16 protein-coding genes are annotated in these 18,194 nt (G+C 45.7%); 8 read left to right on the top strand and 8 right to left on the bottom strand.

The features are described from left to right. Positions 1-28 precede the first annotated feature (28 nt). The 3 genes from DDR33_RS03295 to DDR33_RS03305 all read right to left on the bottom strand — a co-directional run bounded on the left by DDR33_RS03295 (position 29) and on the right by DDR33_RS03305 (position 1,278). Positions 29-247 carry a YtxH domain-containing protein gene (locus tag DDR33_RS03295; RefSeq protein WP_158280626.1) on the bottom strand — a complete coding sequence of 73 codons (219 nt, stop codon included), beginning with the start codon at positions 245-247 and terminating at the stop codon, positions 29-31. Between the two features lie 66 nt (positions 248-313). Further along, positions 314-838 (bottom strand): ferritin, encoded by a 525-nt coding sequence (locus tag DDR33_RS03300; RefSeq protein ID WP_109414338.1) that lies wholly within the window; start codon positions 836-838, stop codon positions 314-316. Positions 839-927: 89 nt separating this feature from the next. Continuing rightward, positions 928-1,278, bottom strand: coding sequence for a hypothetical protein (locus DDR33_RS03305; RefSeq protein WP_146198693.1), 351 nt, complete (start codon positions 1,276-1,278; stop codon positions 928-930). 555 nt (positions 1,279-1,833) lie between these two features. On the opposite strand from DDR33_RS03305, the gene DDR33_RS03315 reads away from it, so the two are divergent. Continuing rightward, positions 1,834-2,310: a hypothetical protein gene (locus DDR33_RS03315; RefSeq protein ID WP_109414341.1), complete on the top strand. Its 477-nt coding sequence runs from the start codon at positions 1,834-1,836 to the stop codon at positions 2,308-2,310. A 96-nt stretch (positions 2,311-2,406) separates the two neighbouring features. Here the strand turns inward: DDR33_RS03315 and DDR33_RS03320 are convergent, their stop codons facing one another. Next, positions 2,407-3,726 (bottom strand): DUF6600 domain-containing protein, encoded by a 1,320-nt coding sequence (locus DDR33_RS03320; protein WP_109414342.1) that lies wholly within the window; start codon positions 3,724-3,726, stop codon positions 2,407-2,409. 212 nt (positions 3,727-3,938) lie between these two features. Here DDR33_RS03320 and mutS point away from each other — a divergent pair, with 212 nt between their 5' ends. The 4 genes from mutS to DDR33_RS03340 all read left to right on the top strand — a co-directional run bounded on the left by mutS (position 3,939) and on the right by DDR33_RS03340 (position 8,340). After that, positions 3,939-6,548, top strand: a complete 2,610-nt coding sequence (gene mutS, locus DDR33_RS03325) for a DNA mismatch repair protein MutS (RefSeq protein WP_109414343.1) — start codon at positions 3,939-3,941, stop codon at positions 6,546-6,548. Between the two features lie 61 nt (positions 6,549-6,609). Next, positions 6,610-7,182, top strand: coding sequence for a C40 family peptidase (locus tag DDR33_RS03330; RefSeq protein ID WP_202913644.1), 573 nt, complete (start codon positions 6,610-6,612; stop codon positions 7,180-7,182). Between the two features lie 56 nt (positions 7,183-7,238). Next, positions 7,239-7,724, top strand: coding sequence for a TlpA disulfide reductase family protein (locus DDR33_RS03335; protein WP_109414344.1), 486 nt, complete (start codon positions 7,239-7,241; stop codon positions 7,722-7,724). Positions 7,725-7,731: 7 nt separating this feature from the next. Continuing rightward, complete coding sequence (locus tag DDR33_RS03340; RefSeq protein ID WP_109414345.1) at positions 7,732-8,340, top strand: thioredoxin family protein; 609 nt, start codon at positions 7,732-7,734, stop codon at positions 8,338-8,340. Here DDR33_RS03340 and DDR33_RS03345 read toward each other — a convergent pair. Further along, a complete protein-coding gene (locus DDR33_RS03345; RefSeq protein ID WP_238387649.1) occupies positions 8,337-10,238 on the bottom strand; it encodes a DUF3857 domain-containing protein in 1,902 nt (633 codons plus the stop codon). The genes DDR33_RS03340 and DDR33_RS03345 overlap by 4 nt on opposite strands. Continuing rightward, positions 10,235-12,211 (bottom strand): DUF3857 domain-containing protein, encoded by a 1,977-nt coding sequence (locus DDR33_RS03350; protein ID WP_109414347.1) that lies wholly within the window; start codon positions 12,209-12,211, stop codon positions 10,235-10,237. The genes DDR33_RS03345 and DDR33_RS03350 overlap by 4 nt, the downstream gene beginning before the upstream one ends. 216 nt (positions 12,212-12,427) lie before the next feature. Between DDR33_RS03350 and DDR33_RS03355 the strand changes: the two genes are divergently transcribed. After that, a complete protein-coding gene (locus tag DDR33_RS03355; RefSeq protein WP_109414553.1) occupies positions 12,428-13,444 on the top strand; it encodes a 3'-5' exonuclease in 1,017 nt (338 codons plus the stop codon). A 3-nt stretch (positions 13,445-13,447) separates the two neighbouring features. On the opposite strand, the gene queG is transcribed toward DDR33_RS03355, so the two are convergent. Then, positions 13,448-14,416, bottom strand: coding sequence for a tRNA epoxyqueuosine(34) reductase QueG (gene queG / locus DDR33_RS03360; RefSeq protein ID WP_109414348.1), 969 nt, complete (start codon positions 14,414-14,416; stop codon positions 13,448-13,450). 114 nt (positions 14,417-14,530) lie between these two features. Here queG and DDR33_RS03365 point away from each other — a divergent pair, with 114 nt between their 5' ends. Continuing rightward, entirely contained in the window at positions 14,531-15,709 is a 1,179-nt protein-coding gene (locus tag DDR33_RS03365; RefSeq protein WP_109414554.1) for an MFS transporter, read from the top strand. Between the two features lie 15 nt (positions 15,710-15,724). On the opposite strand, the gene DDR33_RS03370 is transcribed toward DDR33_RS03365, so the two are convergent. After that, positions 15,725-17,254, bottom strand: coding sequence for a malate:quinone oxidoreductase (locus DDR33_RS03370; protein ID WP_109414349.1), 1,530 nt, complete (start codon positions 17,252-17,254; stop codon positions 15,725-15,727). Positions 17,255-17,336: 82 nt separating this feature from the next. Between DDR33_RS03370 and DDR33_RS03375 the strand changes: the two genes are divergently transcribed. Beyond that, positions 17,337-18,056 carry an RluA family pseudouridine synthase gene (locus DDR33_RS03375; protein WP_109414350.1) on the top strand — a complete coding sequence of 240 codons (720 nt, stop codon included), beginning with the start codon at positions 17,337-17,339 and terminating at the stop codon, positions 18,054-18,056. Positions 18,057-18,194: the final 138 nt, after the last annotated feature.

Below are 18,194 nucleotides of genomic sequence, written 5' to 3' on the forward strand. Positions count from 1 at the left end.
GCCTCAAAAATAAATATTTTTATGCTAATTATGCCATTACTCTGTCAGATACATTGTTAATCCGGCTAGATAGATGGTCGATGGTTCCGTTTGCTTTTTCTGCAACTGAATCACTCAGGTCCTTTACTGAGTTCATCAATTTACTGCATACTTCTTTTCCATTAGAAGTACCAAAAAGATACCATGCTGCAGCTCCTGTTGCCAGCCCGGCCAGCACAACTCCTGCAATTGTTGATTTGTTTTTCATATCCATAATGGTCAAATTAATTTAATTCTATATGGAATACACTAAACATCATGCCAAAAATCTAAATTATTCAGAATAACTTACTCCGGGAATGTGTTTATCAATTTGCCATCTACCGGTTCCTTCTTCTCCGATCACGTCAAAGAGCTCCAGTATTCTTCTGGCAACATATTCTTCTTCACGCTGCTCATTCAAAAACCACTGCAGGAACTGGAGAGTCATAAAATCCTTTACTTTCAGGCAACGGTCTGCCATCCGGTTGAAACTGGCTGTGACGTTAATTTCCTGCTGCAGAGCCTGCTCAAATACCCCTCTGAACGATTCAAAATCCTGTGGAATGTTCGTTATTTCGGGCGATATGGCACGTCCTCCCATATCATTCACATATCTGAATATCTTCAGCATGTGCTCGCGTTCTTCACCTGACTGCTTTTCTAAATACTGCGCACTGTTATCGTATCCGTTTTGATTACACCACGAAGACATTGAAAGATAAATGGCCGACGAATACGCTTCCATCTTTATCTGTTCATTTAAAAGCGCTTCCATTTCTTCAGAAAGGGAAGTGCGTAGCCTCAAAAGATCTTTCATACAAATTCATTTAATATTTACTATTCAGTAAAATTAACAAGAAAATGCACTAAAAGTCTGACTCTAAAACAAAAAAGAATTAATCTAAATCAGGCGTACTGCAATAAGCACTCATTAATCATGCTGTTTAGCTGTATCATTGCTTTGGCACCGCAAAGGAGTTCTTTAAGTGCAACCACTTCGTGGATAGTGAGAACGAAGCACCTTTCAGTATAATAAGGCATCAGAATAGCGACATCGGCGTGCCTCGAGGTATTTTCTATCATCGCCGCCAGATCTATATTGTTTACCTTCCTGGTAAAATCAAAAAGCTGGCTTATTTTAAAAGAACAGCGCTGACCGGCGAAGTCAATTACTAAAACATTATTCCTGTTGCACTGATAGACAGCACCATGTCCTGTTTTAAAAATTTCCGTAAGCTGAGTACAAGTAGCCTGCATCCTTTTAATCTTGCCGTAAAAGTAAGACTTGTTTGTAATTAGTCCAAATAAGTTGGTTCTTTTTTTTAAAATTATTTCCCGGAACATCTCATCGAAATTTCTATCTTTAACGTATACATCATTCACCGTTACTGCCTGTACTCTTTACTTTTAAGGCCCCACAAATGATATCTTCTGAACCTGACGTACTTTTGCTGAGAAATCCAGCAAGTTTCGTCCGGCAAACGGCGTTCACTCCACTGTGAGTCCGCATATATGACCGATAATGTGGACTCACAGTGGAGTGAACGCCGATACACAGTGCATTCATGCAGGATAGGGGCAAAATGCGAATGCCTGAATGGTAATAGGATTTCCGAATAGTCTTTTGATGTAAAAAGCGGTGATCTTCAAAGGCTTGTGTGTTCCAAATGTACGGTTTATTTTATCATATATACATATATAAAAGAAATTGAAGATTTCAGAATTTGCTCTCCGGCTGAGCGCAGGTGACTGCATGCAAGAACAAATGTGGTTTACTGATGTTCTTTAGATTCAATCTGTAAAAACATACCTATGATAGAAAAAGAGAATTTTCCCATGGAAGATGATAATCTTCAGGGACAAGATGACGAAAGCTCAAATAATGTAAGCCCCTTGGATCTGGAAGAACAGGAACAGCGGAATGACGATGAACTCGTTCAGAGACTGGAAGAAGAGGATACCGTATCCGGTGATTATGGAGATATTTACGAAGCAACAGGCGAGCCTTCCAAGGGTGAAGAAGATCTCGAAAACTTCACAGAAAGGACTTTACCAGGCACGCCTGGCGATCCTGGTCCGGTGGGAACGAACAGCCCCCTTACAAAAAACTTGTTGGGTGACAATCCTCCCGGAAGCGAACAGGCAGCTTTTGAAGCTGGCAATGCGGGGGATATGACCAGTAATGAGGCAAAGTACCGGGACAGTGAAATAGAGCAAAACTTCCGTGAGAATATAGAGAAGGCAAAGGAAGAAATAGCCCTGGATAAAAAATTAAAAGGAGGGGCATGAGCTCCTGAAAAGAAGAAAGGCCGGATTCCCCAATAATCCGGCCTTCAGTTTATACAATTAAGCCCTGAACTGATATAGCTTACCGCTCAATTGCAATTAACCCCTCATTGGTCTTTCTGCTCTCCCGGGCCTTTCCCCTGAAGAGTTGCTTCTGCCACGATTTTGTTGTGACTCAGGCCGGCTGCCGCGCTCAGTCCGCTGCGGTCTTTGCTCATACGTTTCAGGCCGTTGCCTTTCGGGTGTACGTTGACTGTTATCCCGCTGCGGTCCGGACTGTTCAGTCCGTTGATTGAAGATATCGGGTCGCTGCCGGCCTTCGCCTGTACGCGGGGTATTATCGCGCTGGGGTTGGGAAGGCTCCTGCCTTTGAGCCGGATACTCTCTTCCGGGGGGGCGGTCCGGACGGCTGCCGCTATTATCACCGGCTTCACGTGATGGCCGTGAATCCCGGCCCCTCCAATATGGGTTCTGATCATTTCCCCTCGGCTCAGTCCTTTCAGATGGATTGCTGATTGCCTTGTCCGGAGAATTTTGCCGGTCGCCCGGCTTTTTGTTATCAGAATATGATGGGAAGCGGTCAGGACGATTGTAACGATCCGGCCTGTCATAAGTACCAGGGCGGAGGTTGTCCCTGCCAGGCGAACCTGGTGAATAGCGGTCGTTCCGGTCCCTGCCTTCGCCGTCCCTTCTTACTTCCGGGCGGTAAACCCTGACAGATCGGTTGTCAGCATAAGTCCTTCCGGGACGATCCTGATAATCTACGTGCCTTACCACAACCCTGCTGCCGGTTGCTCTTTCGATATCCCGCCGCTGCGGGCCATAGAAATATCGTCTGTTATTGTTTACATAGATATTATTAATAATGGTGGTAGAATGATAAACATTCACCCGCCGCGTCTGCGGGATACAATAGGAATACACTGCCGGACTGGCTATATAACGTTCAGGCACAAATATCCACCGGAGAAGCGGAATATTAACGTTGATGTTAATATCGATACCGGGAGACAATGGTGCCCATCCGTAATATCCTCCTCCCGAACGCCAGCTTACCCATGCAGGCCCCCAATCACTGCCGGGGATCCACATCCAGCCATAGTAATCATCGTACAACCACCGTCCATAATGGAACGGCGCCCATCCCCAGTCATAGTCAGACACCCAGGTATTGCCGTATTCTGTTACTACCCAGTGGCCGCGGGTGCCGTACGGTTGAAAACCGGCGTCCACAGCAGGGATCCAAACCCGTCCGTGCCCGCGATAGTCCATCCACCGCCCGTACGGCGCAAGCTCATCATAAAAAACCTGTAGGGAAACACTAACGCCCGGCTGGGCATTAGCTCGTCCTGTGCCCGTAATGCTGCCTGTAATCAGAAATAATAAACAGAGCAGCGGAATTCTTCTAAGCGCTTTCATCTTGTGTGTGTTTAAATGTTAGATAAGTAAATCACTCAATAGTTTAGCCGCCACCGGCTTATCCATGTATTATTATTTACTCATTTTATATAAGACGAATAAAAAGCGGCAGAGGGTTGCATCCTCATCCTTTCCACATCTCCTCTTTTTTCCACAAAAAAACACTCGAACCACGGAAAGATTTAACTTAGCGGGTTTAAAAGGAGATTCGCTTGGCAAAGAGTACGACGAAAGAAACACCATTAATGCAGCAGTATAACAGTATCAAGGCCAAATACCCCGGCGCTTTATTACTGTTCAGAGTAGGTGATTTTTATGAAACATTTGGTGAGGATGCGGTTAAGGCATCCGGCATTCTGGGCATTGTACTAACCAAAAGGGCGAATGGCTCTGCATCTCATATTGAGCTCGCGGGATTTCCGCATCATTCCCTTGAAACATATCTTCCGAAACTGGTAAGAGCCGGACAACGGGTAGCGATCTGCGATCAGCTGGAGGATCCCAAAACAGTGAAAACCATTGTAAAGAGGGGGGTAACGGAACTGGTAACACCCGGGGTTTCTTACAATGACAATATCCTGCAGCAAAAATCGAATAATTACTTAGCTTCCCTGTTCTTTGATAAAAATACAGTGGGGATTGCCTTCGTGGATATTTCTACAGGGGAGTTTCTGGTGGCTCAGGGCGCCAGTGACTATATCGATAAACTGCTTCAGAGTTTTAAGCCCAGCGAAGTGATCTTTCCTAAAAGCCGCCACCGCGACTTTACCGAAAGTTACGGAGACAGGTTTTACACCTATACACTCGATGAATGGCCGTATACCGGCGATTATGCTTATGAAACAATACTGAAGCATTTTGAGGTGAACTCACTCAAAGGGTTCGGGATTGAAAGGATGAACCTCGCTGTTACAGCGGCCGGCGTTGCCCTTCATTATCTTAATGAAACAGAACACCGGAATCTGCAGCATATCTCCTCAATATCTAGAGTGGAAGAAGACCGGTACATGTGGCTTGACCGCTTTACTATCCGAAACCTTGAACTGATCGGGTCTTCCAACGAAAACGCTGTTACACTGGTGGATACACTGGATCAGACTTGTTCCCCGATGGGGGCACGCCTGCTGCGCAGGTGGATTGTTATGCCTCTCAAAGAACAAAAGCCGATTGAAGACCGGCTGAATATTGTAGAGTTTCTGCAGGACAACGAAGAGCTCAGGGAAAACCTTTTACAGGAGATTAAGCAGATCGGCGACCTGGAGCGGCTGATCTCGAAGATCGGCCTTCAAAGGGCTAATCCCAGGGAAGTTTGCCAGCTTAAAAGGGCGCTTTATTCTATTGAGAAAATAAAGAATTATTGTTCTGCCGCCGGCAGCAATTCCCTGAAAGTAATAGCCGAGCAGCTGAACCCCTGCAGCCTGATAAGAGAGAGGATAGAAAAGGAACTGCAGGCTGAGCCCCCGGTGATGGTGGCAAAAGGAAGTGTTATTGCAGAGGGGGTGAATGAAGACCTCGATCATTTACGAAAGATAGCATTCGGCGGGAAAGATTACCTGGTCGAAATCCAGAAAAGGGAAGCAGAAGCAACCGGTATCCCTTCATTGAAAGTGGCGTTTAATAACGTTTTCGGCTATTATCTGGAAGTTACCAATGCCCATAAAGATAAGGTGCCGTCTGAATGGATCCGGAAGCAGACGCTGGTCAACGCAGAACGGTATATTACACCGGAGCTAAAAGAATACGAGGAACAAATTCTGGGGGCAGAAGAAAAGATCTTTGCACTCGAAACCAGGCTGTATAATGAGCTGGTATATGCCCTATCTGAATACATTAAGCCAATCCAGCTGAATGCTCATCTTACAGCGCAACTGGATGTGCTGCTGTGCTTTGCTACCATCGCTATAAAGAATTACTATGTAAAACCCCTGATAACGGAAGATAACGTACTTGATATCAAAGGCGGCCGGCATCCTGTGATTGAAAAACAGCTGCCCGTAGGTGAGGATTATATTACGAACGACGTGTTCCTGGATACGGAAACGCAGCAGATCATTATTATTACAGGGCCTAACATGGCGGGTAAGTCCGCCCTTTTAAGACAAACGGGTCTCATCGTACTGATGGCACAGATCGGTTGTTTTGTACCGGCCAAACAGGCGAGGATAGGCCTGGTGGATAAGATATTCACCAGGGTGGGAGCTTCGGATAATTTATCTTCGGGCGAATCAACCTTCATGGTAGAAATGAATGAGACCGCAAGTATCCTCAATAATCTTTCGAACCGCAGCCTGATCCTCCTCGACGAAATAGGGCGGGGGACGTCTACTTACGACGGGATCTCAATCGCCTGGGCGATAGCGGAATATCTGCATAATCATCCCGGAGCACGTGCGAAGACTTTGTTTGCAACTCATTACCATGAACTCAATGAACTTGCCAATTCATTCAACCGGGTAAAGAACTTTAATGTCTCGGTAAAAGAAGCAGGCAATAAAGTGATCTTCCTTCGGAAATTAGTTCCCGGAGGCAGTGAGCACAGCTTCGGTATCCACGTCGCGAAGCTTGCCGGCATGCCGCCAAAACTGATCGGCCGGGCAAATGAGATCCTGAAGAGGCTGGAGCAGGAGCGGACCGGGGGTGAGCATATAAAAGACAGCATAAAGAAGGTACAGCAACAGGCATATCAATTACAAATGTTCTCTATTGATGACCCCGTACTGGTCAAGATTCGTGATATGCTCAACAATCTTGATGTAAATACTTTAACTCCTGTAGAAGCACTGATGAAGCTGGACGATATACAAAGATTATTAAAAAGCTGATCACCACAGGGGTAAGGACAACCCGGGATCTCTGAATATGAGACTCTAACTATTAGGAAAGATGAAGCATTTGAAAACAACTTTTGCAGCCCTGGTAACCATTACATTATTTTTCTCCTCCTGCGGGAGCAGGAAGATTCTGACGGATGCATCGGGGATGAGGGGAAAAGCAGTATCGGGAAGCCTCACCCAGCGATACTCCGCTTTACTGAATGTACCTGAAAGGGAGATCACAAACGAGAAGCTGTATAAGTTCATTGACTCCTGGATGGGAGTGCCCCACCGTGGCGGCGGAATGGATAAAGGCGGAACTGACTGTTCTGGCTTTACAACTATTCTCCAGAAGGAAATCTACAACAGGAAGGTCGACCGCACCGCCCGCGATATGGCGGAAAATGTAAAGCGTAAGTATGAGGAGGAGCTGCAGGAGGGGGATCTCGTTTTCTTTGATTTCAGTAAAAAGTTCGACCATGTGGGAGTCTACCTTAAAAATAACAAATTCGTTCATGTCTCCACCAGCAAAGGTGTCATTATCAGCGACCTGAAAGATCCGTGGTATTATAAGTATTTTTCGCGGTGCGGATCTGTAAAGGAGACAGTAGCTGCCGGAGACCGGAAAACAACAAGCTGGTAATTTTTTCGTTATATTCAAACCAGGCTCTTCCTGGCTTTGTTATTTTATGTTTGATAATGAATTCATTAAGAATAATCATTGGGCTAATATTGCTGCTTTCTACGACCGCTATGAAAGCACAGGAAGTTCGCTTGATCACCATCCATCAGCTGGAGGAGCGTATTGCCAGCGGAAAAGACACCACTTACATCGTTAATTTCTGGGCGACATGGTGCGCACCCTGTGTAGCCGAACTTCCGGGATTTGAAAAACTCCGGCTCGCGTACGAAGGTAAGCCATTGAAGATCTTGCTCATAAGCCTTGATTTCAAATCAAAGCTGGAGCCTGCGGTAAAGCCCTTTGTGAGAAAGACCGGCCTGAAAAATGAAGTTTTATTGCTGAATGAAAGCAACCAGCAGGAATACATCGACAGAATCAGCAAAGACTGGTCGGGGGCAATTCCAGCCACCCTGTTCGCGAACGGAGGGAAGAAGGTGCGTAAATTTTATGAAAAGGAACTAACATTTGAAGAACTGAATACCATATATCAATCATTCAAATAATACAGCCATGAAAAGTTTAATGACATTATGCTTCGTATTAACGGGCTTGTTCCTGAAGGCGCAACCGGTAGCCGGTTACCAGGTAGGGGATATAGCCAAAGACTTCAGCCTGAAGAATGTAGATGGAAAGACCGTCTCTCTTTCAGATTTTAAAACAGCGAAAGGCTTTATTGTAATCTTTACCTGCAATACCTGCCCTGTAGCCAATGCTTACGAACAGCGTATAATAGAGCTGAATACAAAATACAGTAAACTGGATTACCCCGTAATTGCTGTAAATCCAAATGATCCGGGTGTACAGCCGGGTGATTCCTTCGAAAAAATGCAGGAACGGGCAACAGAAAAAGGATATGCATTCCCTTATCTGCTCGACCCGGATCACCTGGTGACCAAAAGGTTTGGCGCCACAAAGACTCCGCATGTATTTATATTACAAAAGACATCTGCAGGAAACAGGGTATCTTACATAGGCGCTATTGATAACGACACTGAAGGAACTAATACCGGCAGAACTAATTATGTAGAAGAGGCGGTTAATGCACTCGCAACAGGACAGAAGCCTGCCACCAGCACTACCAAAGCGGTTGGCTGCGCCATCAAGTGGAAGAAAAGTTAAAACTTCAGTATCAGACGGTCGTTATCGGCCTGCACGATATCCTGGTAAAACTTCACAAACTCAGCATACTGCTCTTTGGGATATGTTCCCTCATTCATTTGCAGTACCCTCCGGTAGGTAACAATATTATCTTTGACATTTACTGTCGCTGTATATTTGCCAAACGGCTTTTCCAGGGTGGTATTGCCGGAACGGTATTCAATTTTAGCCTTCGCAGGAAGTTCGAATGTATACTCGTCTTCATCAATGTATCCTCTGTTAATAAAAAGCGGGTTGTTGCGGATCCTCAGATCCGGCATCACCCGCTTCTCTTTATTTACCGGATTTAAAGAGATATACATAATCCCCCCGCTTAGTGCGGCGTAGGCCCTGGATTGGAAATCAATATTTTCAATGGTAACAGGTTTTAAGCCCTTTTCCTTTTTAAACTCAAACGCCTCAATCTCAAGATTCGGAAGCGGATAGAGCTTGACCAGCTCCTTCACCTGCTCTTTAAATGGCTCACCTTCGAGCATATCGTGATTGTCATACTGGGTCCCTTCAAAGCGCGTCTGAATCTTACCGCTGAGATCACCGCCCTCCGCCAGCTTAAAACTGGCCTTCCGGGTTTGCCGGTTCTCCAAAGCTGCGAACTTAGGTGTCTTCAGAAGCTTACCTCCTTCAGGTGTACAGGCAAGAACGAGGCGGTCGTCTGTGAAGTCACCCAGAAAACCAAAAGGATAGTGTTTGCTGGTGCATTCCAGCCATGTTGTGTCATTTTTAAATGGCAGGCATAGAATGATATGATCCCCGTCATTTAAAGAAGCAAAGTCAGGAGAGACATCTTTTTTAAAAGCGCCGGAATTTACAATACAATAATATGATTCTATGCCTGCGGCCTTCAGCAAAGCCTTGGTATAATTGACAAGGCCCTTACAATCGCCGTAACCAAGACGATCAACATCGATAGCCGGATAGGGTTGATGCCCGCCGATTCCGATCTGTACACTGATATACCGGCATTTATTCTGCATGTATTCATAGATCATTTTGGCTTTAGCCTTTGGATCATTCGTATCTTTCACCAGTTCGCTGATATACTGTTTGGTGAGCGGGCTTAAAACATCCCGGCCTTTCAGCAGATTTTCGTTCACCCAGGTACCAAATTCCGTCCAGTTACTGAACTTACCTGTAATGCCGCGGTAAGCGAATGTTTCGGGCGCCAGCCTTACCCGCGTCCGGTATCTGTCGGGATCGGGACTATAGGGCTCTAACCTGGCAGCCGGAATATCAGATAGCTGCCATTTATACGTTTTTATATTTTTTTCCGTATTCTCCTCAACCTTTCCGGGATAATTATACTCCCTGTACCTGAGCTTATAATCAGCAGGGCCGGTAAACCTGAAGGTGCTTTTCTCGATAGCAACGCCTTCTGAGGGCACAGGGCGCCAGGTGGGAAGGAACAGACTTTGCCTGGATCTGATTTCGGATTCATATACGATTGTATAGGGATAGGTGGTCATGGCAGGTCTGAAATACTTCACGCGGTCATCCTCATACAGAGAGACGTTGCTTACAGCGCTCACATCCTTAAAGTCCTTCTCAGTAAATTTACTTACAGGAAGACCGAACTCATTGTATATGATCCCTTTCACCGACTTTACCTGGAAGAGCTTGTCATAAAAAATAACAACCTCTCCTTCGTCATCTCCGGCACTGTTCATCACCGTAACGGCCGATCTCACTTTATAAGCAAGATCGTCAGGCTTGTTCATAATCACCTCATAATCCAGATCCCGTACCACAGCAGACGCCCTGTTAATGAGGCTTTTGGGAATTACAGAAACAGCATAACGCTCCTGTGCAGAGCTCAGAAGGGACCAGAACAATACCACGAAAATGGGCAAAAACCTCATCATATCTTTTTCTTAAGCACAATATCTGTTTTGTGGACCAGAACGATCTTATTAAACAGCTCTTTCAGATAAAGGTATTCATCCGGTTGATAGATAGCTTTTTCCAATTGAGTAAGTTGGTAAAAGTTAAAGGAATTCTCTTCCTGGTTCGCCTGCATAATGAACTTTCCACCTTTATTAGGTAGGGCAAGTGCAATAGTCTCCGGCTTACTTTGCAGCTCATACTTCGCAGGAAACTGGAGATGCAGTACCACCCTTGTATCAGACGCGGAACCCAGGTCAACAGGGTAGCTTCGCTCAGCCAGCTTAAAGGGGTTTTCGTTCACCCGGTCCATCAGAAACGGGTTTAGAAATATCCGGTCTTTATTCAAATTGTCAAAAGCCCTGATCTCAATATCATATACTTCAGTGACCGGTTTATCCAGGGAGTCTACATTGTCTATCCGGGATTTCAGGATCTTGAGTTTAGGCCACCGTTCTTCGAGTTTTTCAATATATTCATCCGTCGATGTACTCTTCTTCATAGACTGACGTTTTGAATACGCCGCGTATCCGGAAGAGATAAACGACATCTTACCGGTTAACAGGCCGTTCTCTTCAAGAGTAAGATCAAATGTATAAGTCTTGGATTCCTTTTGAGAAGCCTTCAGGTCAGCCCAGTAAGATGGCTTATTCAGGCTCATGACCCGGCCCTGGTCGTTTATACACCGGATTGGGATTAGTCCGAAAGGCATTAGCGGTTCTGTAGCGTCCAGCAGATAGGACTGTCCGCTGATATTCACTTTTGAAATGACATAGTTAAAGTCACTGGTTACCGGGAAAAGTTTATTAATTAAGCCGTTAGATCTGGTAGAAAGAAGTACCGCTTCAGCATCCAGCCCGGCGGATAACAGTGCGGCGGTCAGGGACAGATTAATATCCGCTACATTCCCTGTATGACTCTCGTACGCTTTCTTAATCCCATATTCTGTATAGATCCCATAAATATTATCCCACCTGTACCAGTTCCGGATATGATCATAGATCGCGCGGGCTTTCTGCAGAGGATCTGTGATATTACCTGTCAGCGGAGCAAGCTTCTCTTTGAAATAATCCTTCTTCTTCATCTGACTACCAAACTCCTCGCTCGATCTCAGATCACGGTCAATGGCATTCCATTCCTGCGTGACTTTATGTTTCACGCCCCTGGAATCCACATACTCTGCTAACTCAAAAAACATGGCGGACAGGAAATTAGAGGAAGCCGTCATGTTATCCTCTTCTATGAATGCCGGAACATCTGCCATGGCATAAGTCAGCGCCGAACAATCCGCCTTAAAGCCGCCCCCGGCGTTATAACATTCCCTCTCTACGGTCCCGGTGTTTTTTGTGAGCTTGTAAGGGCCGCGTAACGATACATTATAGGAAAAGACAGCGGGAATACGGGCCAGGTATTCGCTGTATATCTTTGGAATATCCGATTGAAACTCCCAGTTGCGGAAATGCCGCAGGAAGGGCGATTCGATACGGTATTTATATTCAATGATACACCCGTTGCGGAGGTTAGGCATGGTAAATTTGGTTATATCAGCGTATTTACTTCTGTTTTCCTTAAATACCTGCTTCGGATCGAGGGCGGCTGACCTCATCAGGTCCTGCTCGTCCGGGTAATAGGTAACAGCTTCAATATCACTCACTCTCTCAAAAACGTTTGCGTCGTTCTTATGGAGCACGATGCTGACCGTACCGTTCTTAAAGCCCTTTTCATTAAAGATCTTAATCCTGACATGGTGCTCAAATACCACGCTGATATCGACATTTGTGCTGACATAAGCGGTGCCAAATTCACGGAGCACTACAGCATTGGCTGTGGTATCTTTATCATACCTCTTTAACTCAAATTCAGCCTGGGTAGGTTTTCCGAAAGGAAAGTCTGTTTCCTGGGCAGTAACCGATGTCACGCTCAGGAGTAAAATCGCATAAATTAGTTTATTCATTGAAATAAGGATAAGCCCGTGACAAGATAGGCACCGATACAAATATATACAAGGATTGTTTGTATTTTATTTAAGATCTTCAAACCGACAGATGTTGGATCCCGCCTGCTGAATTATTCATAAAACATTAATCAAAGATCGTAAATCCCATTAATTTTCCGACATTTGAAAAAAACGATAGAGGGCAAGCGGACTTTTGCCCTTAATAAAACACTGATGAAACTCAATCTTACACGTCCTATTGCTTTTTTCGATCTGGAAACAACAGGAACAGTTATTGGCTTGGACAGAATAGTTGAAATAGCCATTTTGAAGGTATTTCCTGATGATACAAAAGAGATGAAAAGCACCCGGGTTAATCCCGGGATGTCTATACCTTACGAAACGTCTATGATCCATGGGATCTTTGACGAGGATGTAAAAGAGGCTCCGACCTTCCGGGAAATTGGCCCTGAACTGGCTGAATTCCTGAAAGATTGTGATCTTGCAGGCTACAATTCCAACAAGTTTGATATCCCGATGCTGATGGAGGAATTCTTAAGGGCGAGGGTAGAATTTGACCTGGAAAACAGGCGGTTTGTTGATGTCCAGAACATCTTTCACCAGATGGAACAACGTACCTTAAAAGCTGCTTACCAGTTTTACTGCGGGAAAGCGATTGAAAATGCACATTCTGCTGAGGCCGATACGATGGCCACCTACGAGGTGCTGCTGGCGCAGCTGGATAAATATGAAGGCAGGGAATGGGAAGACAGGAAAGGTAACAAATCTGTCCCTGTAAAAAACGACATCGAGGCTCTTCATTCATTCACAAACCTGAGCCGTCCGGTAGATTTTGCGGGCAGAATTGTCTTCAATGAAGACGGAATTGAAGTGTTCAATTTCGGTAAGCATAAGGGAAAATGCGTGGAGGAGGTTTTCCAGGCTGAACCGAGCTACTACTCATGGATGCAGCAGGGTGATTTTCCTTTGTATACCAAACGTTGTCTGGAGAAGATCTGGGTACGCTGGAATGAAAAGAAGGTAATCATCAAGCAACAGACAGAGAAAACTGTGGTGATTGACCGTGCTGATCTTAAGGACAATCAGCACCGTGGCGAACAGCGGCCGCAGTTTCAAAAAGGAAATTTCCGGCCTGATAACAGGGGCAACAGGGAAGAAGGGCCGAAGAAAAAGACTGAACCCATTACTGACGACATGCTCGAACTTCTGAAACAGAAATTTGGTAAATAGTATTTATTCTCCTTCCTCCCCCGGGGAAGGAGAATAATTTACAGGCTTAAGGAAGTCTATATTCCTTTTTAAGCCACTGAATTTGGTTCTCTTTACCGGAGATCCTTTAAATATCTTCCGGAAAACATCTTCCGTTATCTCCTGCCATTCAGCTTTAGTCATCTCAAGTATTCCTTCAGCCGGGCGGAACGCAGGCTCTTCGTGACTGGAAGAAAAACGATTCCAGGGACAAACATCCTGGCACACATCACACCCGAACATCCAGTTATCCATCTTTCCCCGGAACCCACCGGGTAATTCGTCTTTCAATTCTATCGTAAGATAAGAGATACACCTGCTGCCGTCTACTATTCCCGGAGATAAGATCGCTTCGGTAGGGCATGCATCCAGGCAACGTGTACAGGAACCACAATAATCTTTCGTTAAAGGAACATCGTATGCGAGGTCAACATCAACGATCAGTTCGGCGAGAAAGAAAAAAGATCCGTGCTTTCTGCTAATCAGATTGGAGTGTTTACCAATCCACCCAAGTCCTGATTTTCTGGCCCAGGCTCTGTCGAGCACCGGCGCGGAATCAACAAATGCCCGCCCCCCGACATCACCTATCTTTTCCGACATCGCGTGAAGCAGTTCCCGCAGCCTGCTTTTTATAACATCATGGTAATCCTGTCCGTAGGCATATTTCGATATCTTCGGAGCCTCCGGATCAGCCTGTTTTTCCTTTGTATAATAGTTAAATCCAAGGGAGATGACGGATTTAGCACCTTCTACCAGCTTCCGGGGATCCAGCCGTTTATCGAAGTGATTCTCCATGTATCCCATCTTTCCATGAAAACTGTTTTTTAGCCAGCTTTCCAGGCGGGGCGCTTCTTCTTCCAGGAAATCAGCTTTCGAAATACCACAAAATACAAAGCCGAGCCTGCTGGCTTCATCTTTAATAAATTTGCTGTATTGCGCGGCGGTGCTGAACATCAGGATATCAAACCACAAAAATTATGCTTTACAATCAATATTTCATCATTCGGGCATCACTTTTCAAATAAAAAGACATTTATCCCCCCGGAGGTTGTACTTTTGCAGCTTACTATGTCCATTCAGCGTCACCCTATTTATAACTGGTCATTCGGCCTCCTTTGCTTCAGTTCCTTACTTTTTTCTGCCAGTTTTAACATGTTGATTCCCGAACTGCCGGCTTATCTGACAAAAATAGGAGGGGCTGAGTATAAGGGATTGATCATAGCTTTATTTACTCTTACAGCAGGGATCTCCCGGCCTTTTAGCGGGAAACTGACCGATACGGTAGGAAGGGTGCCTGTAATGGCAGTCGGATCCATTGTATGTTTTGTCTGCGGTTTTCTTTACCCGGTGCTTACGAGTGTCTCGGGCTTTTTATTCCTGCGCCTGGTTCATGGATTCTCAACGGGGTTTAAGCCTACCGCCACAGCAGCCTATGTTGCAGACATCGTACCGGTAAACCGCTGGGGGGAAGCCATGGGAATACACGGGCTTTGTTTCAGTACGGGCATGGCCATAGGCCCTGCAATTGGAAGCGCCATAACGGGGAGCTACTCTATAAATGTACTTTTTTACTGTTCCTCGGCGTTTGCACTGATGTCGATCATCATCCTGATGAACATGAAAGAAACTGTTCCTCAGAAGCAGCGCTTCAGTACCTCCCTTTTAAAGATCTCCAGGAATGAGATCATTGAGTGGAGAGTATTCCCGGCGGCACTCGTCACATTACTTTCTTACCTTGGGTACGGCGTTCTGATCACGCTGGTACCCGACAAGGGGGAACACCTGGGAATGACAAATAAAGGTCTGTTCTTCATGACCTTCACCATATCATCGCTGTTGATCCGGTTTATAGCGGGAAAAGTATCCGATAGTTACGGGAGGGTGAAAGTAATTAAAGTAGCCTTAGTTTTGCTCTGCCTGGCTTTTGTGCTGATAGGAAAGGCGGATTCGACCGCTTCGTTCCTGGTTGCATCGGTTGTATATGGCATTGCCTCGGGGATCCTGTCTCCGGCAATCAATGCCTGGACGGTAGATCTGAGCCATCCGGAACGCCGGGGGATGGCGATGGCCACAATGTATATTGCTTTGGAAGCAGGCATTGGCATAGGTGCACTTCTGGCCGGATGGATCTATCAGAATGAGGTAAGCAGGATACCGCTGAACTTTTATATTGCAGCTGTAGTATCGCTTGCAGCCTTGCTATACATCCTTGGAAAAGACAAATTAAAAAAAACCGAAGCCATCTAGCCACTAATCACCCGGCTATACTGCATTCACCTGTTCTTTTTCTTCTGTATGTAAACTAAGGACAGCGCTTGTCCACTCTCTTAGCTCCGCACAACGTTCAGGATGCTCGTCAAGTGAAAGGCCAAAAGAAGGGATCAGCTCCTTTAGTTTTGCCTGCCATTTTTCTGATTTGAATTTCCCGCTGAAGCATCGCTCTAACAGGTTAAGCATGATGGCAACAGCAGTAGAGGCTCCCGGCGAGGCCCCGAGGAGGGCGGCTAAGGAACCATCTGCTTCACTCACCACCTCGGTTCCAAATTCCAGAATTCCCCCTTTCTCCGGATCCTTCTTAATTACCTGAACCCGTTGCCCGGCCACTTCAAGCTTCCAGTCTTCGGCCTTCGCTTCGGGGTAATAGCTTCTCAAAGCTCTGATTCTGTCTTCCGGCGATTGCACAACCTGCCCTACGAGATACCGGGTAAGCGGAATATTGGCAAGGCCCGCAGAGATCATAGGAATAATATTATTTAACCGTATCGAAAGGAGCAGGTCAAGGAATGATCCTTGCTTCAGGAACTTAGTTGAAAACCCTGCATAAGGCCCGAACAGCAAAGCCCTTTGCCCGTTGATCACCCTGGTGTCCAGATGGGGGACAGACATGGGAGGAGAGCCAACTTCCGCTTTTCCATAGACTTTCGCATGGTGCTTCTCAATAACAGACGGATTTGTACATACGAGCCACTGGCCGCTAACAGGAAAGCCGCCAAAACCCTTTCCTTCCTTAATTCCCGACTTCAGAAGTAGTGGTAGTGAGCCTCCTCCGGCACCAATAAAGACAAACCCTGCCCGCACTTTACGGCTTTTGCCAGTCACATGATCTTTTACCTCGATGTTCCAGGTGCCGTCGCTGCCCTGGTGAAGTTTCTTCACTTCATGCTTAAAATGCAGGTTTGTATCCGGCAGATCCTTCAGCTTAGCAAACATACATTTAGTGAGGGCTCCGAAATTCACGTCGGTGCCAATAGCCATCCTGGTTGCTGCAACCTTCTCCTGTTTACTGCGCCCGGCCATGACGAGAGGAATCCACTTCCTGAGCACTGCAGGATCATCAGAGAACTCCATTTCTTTAAATAGAGGGTGCTGGACCATCGCTTCATGCCGTTCTTTAAGATACTCCGCATTCTTTTCTCCCCACACAAAGCTGATATGCGGGATGCTGCGGATGAAGTTCTTAGGTGGGCATATATAGCCGCTTTGCACCGTTGAAGCCCAGAACTGTTTGGATATCTCAAAGGATTCTGCAATTTTCACAGCCTTCGCTGTTTCGATTGTGCCGTCGGGCAGCTGGGGTGTATAGTTTAGCTCGCAGAAAGCAGAATGACCTGTCCCCGCATTATTCCAGGCATCCGAACTTTCCGTCGCCGCCGCATCCATTCGTTCATAAATTTCTATACTTAACTCTGGCTCAAGCTGTTTTAACATAATACCAAGGGTTGCGCTCATGATACCAGCGCCGATAAGGACCACGTCAGTACGCGGTTCTCCGGATATCTTTGATTGATTCATTTTATTTACAGATAGATACCCTGACAAAGTCAAAAAATATGCCACATACCCAAACTATCCCTTTAATGCGTATTTTTGCGCCGTGAAGATACCGAAGATACAGGATTTGATCCTTTTTGAAAATGACGATCTATTTGTAGTGAATAAGCCGCCGTTCATCAGTTCGCTGGATGAACGCGAAGGAGGGGAACTAAGCATCTTACGCCTTGCCAGGCAATATTCGGCCGACGCCCAGGTATGCCACAGGCTTGATAAAGAAACTTCGGGCTGCCTCATCATAGCAAAGAAACCGGAGGCTTACCGTTCTGTCTCCATGCAATTTGAACGGCGCAAAATAAAGAAGGTCTATCACGCTGTAGTGAACGGCACTCACGTCTTTAACGATCTCCGGATAGACCTTCCCATCCTTAATCTTGGCAATAAAAACGTTAGCATCAGCAGACAGGAAGGCAAACCTGCAGAAACGCTTTTTAATTCTATAAAATACTTCAAGCATTACACCCTGATCGAATGTCAACCCGTAACGGGCAGGATGCACCAGATCCGCATTCACCTTGCCACCCAGAAAGCTTCGATCGCCGGAGATGAAATGTACGGCGGCAAACCCGTATTCCTCTCTCATATCAAAAGGGGATACCATCTTGGAAAGGATCAGGAAGAACTGCCGATCATGAAGCGCTTTGCATTACATGCTAAAGAACTCACTTTTCATATAGCCCCCGAAACAGAAATCACAGTAACAGCTCCTTACCCGAAGGACTTCGCTACACTGCTGAAGCAGCTGGAGAGATTTGATATATAAAAAAGTTGAATGTTCAGAGTTGAAAGTAAAAAGTTCAAAGTCTGGAATTCAAGGGTGAAAGTTCAAAATGAGAGTCAAAAATTAGAAGGCTTAAAATCCAAGTCCAGATAGAAAGTAAAAAGTCCTGAAAACCACAGG

Origin of the sequence: Pararcticibacter amylolyticus, from assembly GCF_003130405.1 — a bacterium.
Classification (GTDB): Bacteria; Bacteroidota; Bacteroidia; order Sphingobacteriales; family Sphingobacteriaceae; genus Arcticibacter; species Arcticibacter amylolyticus.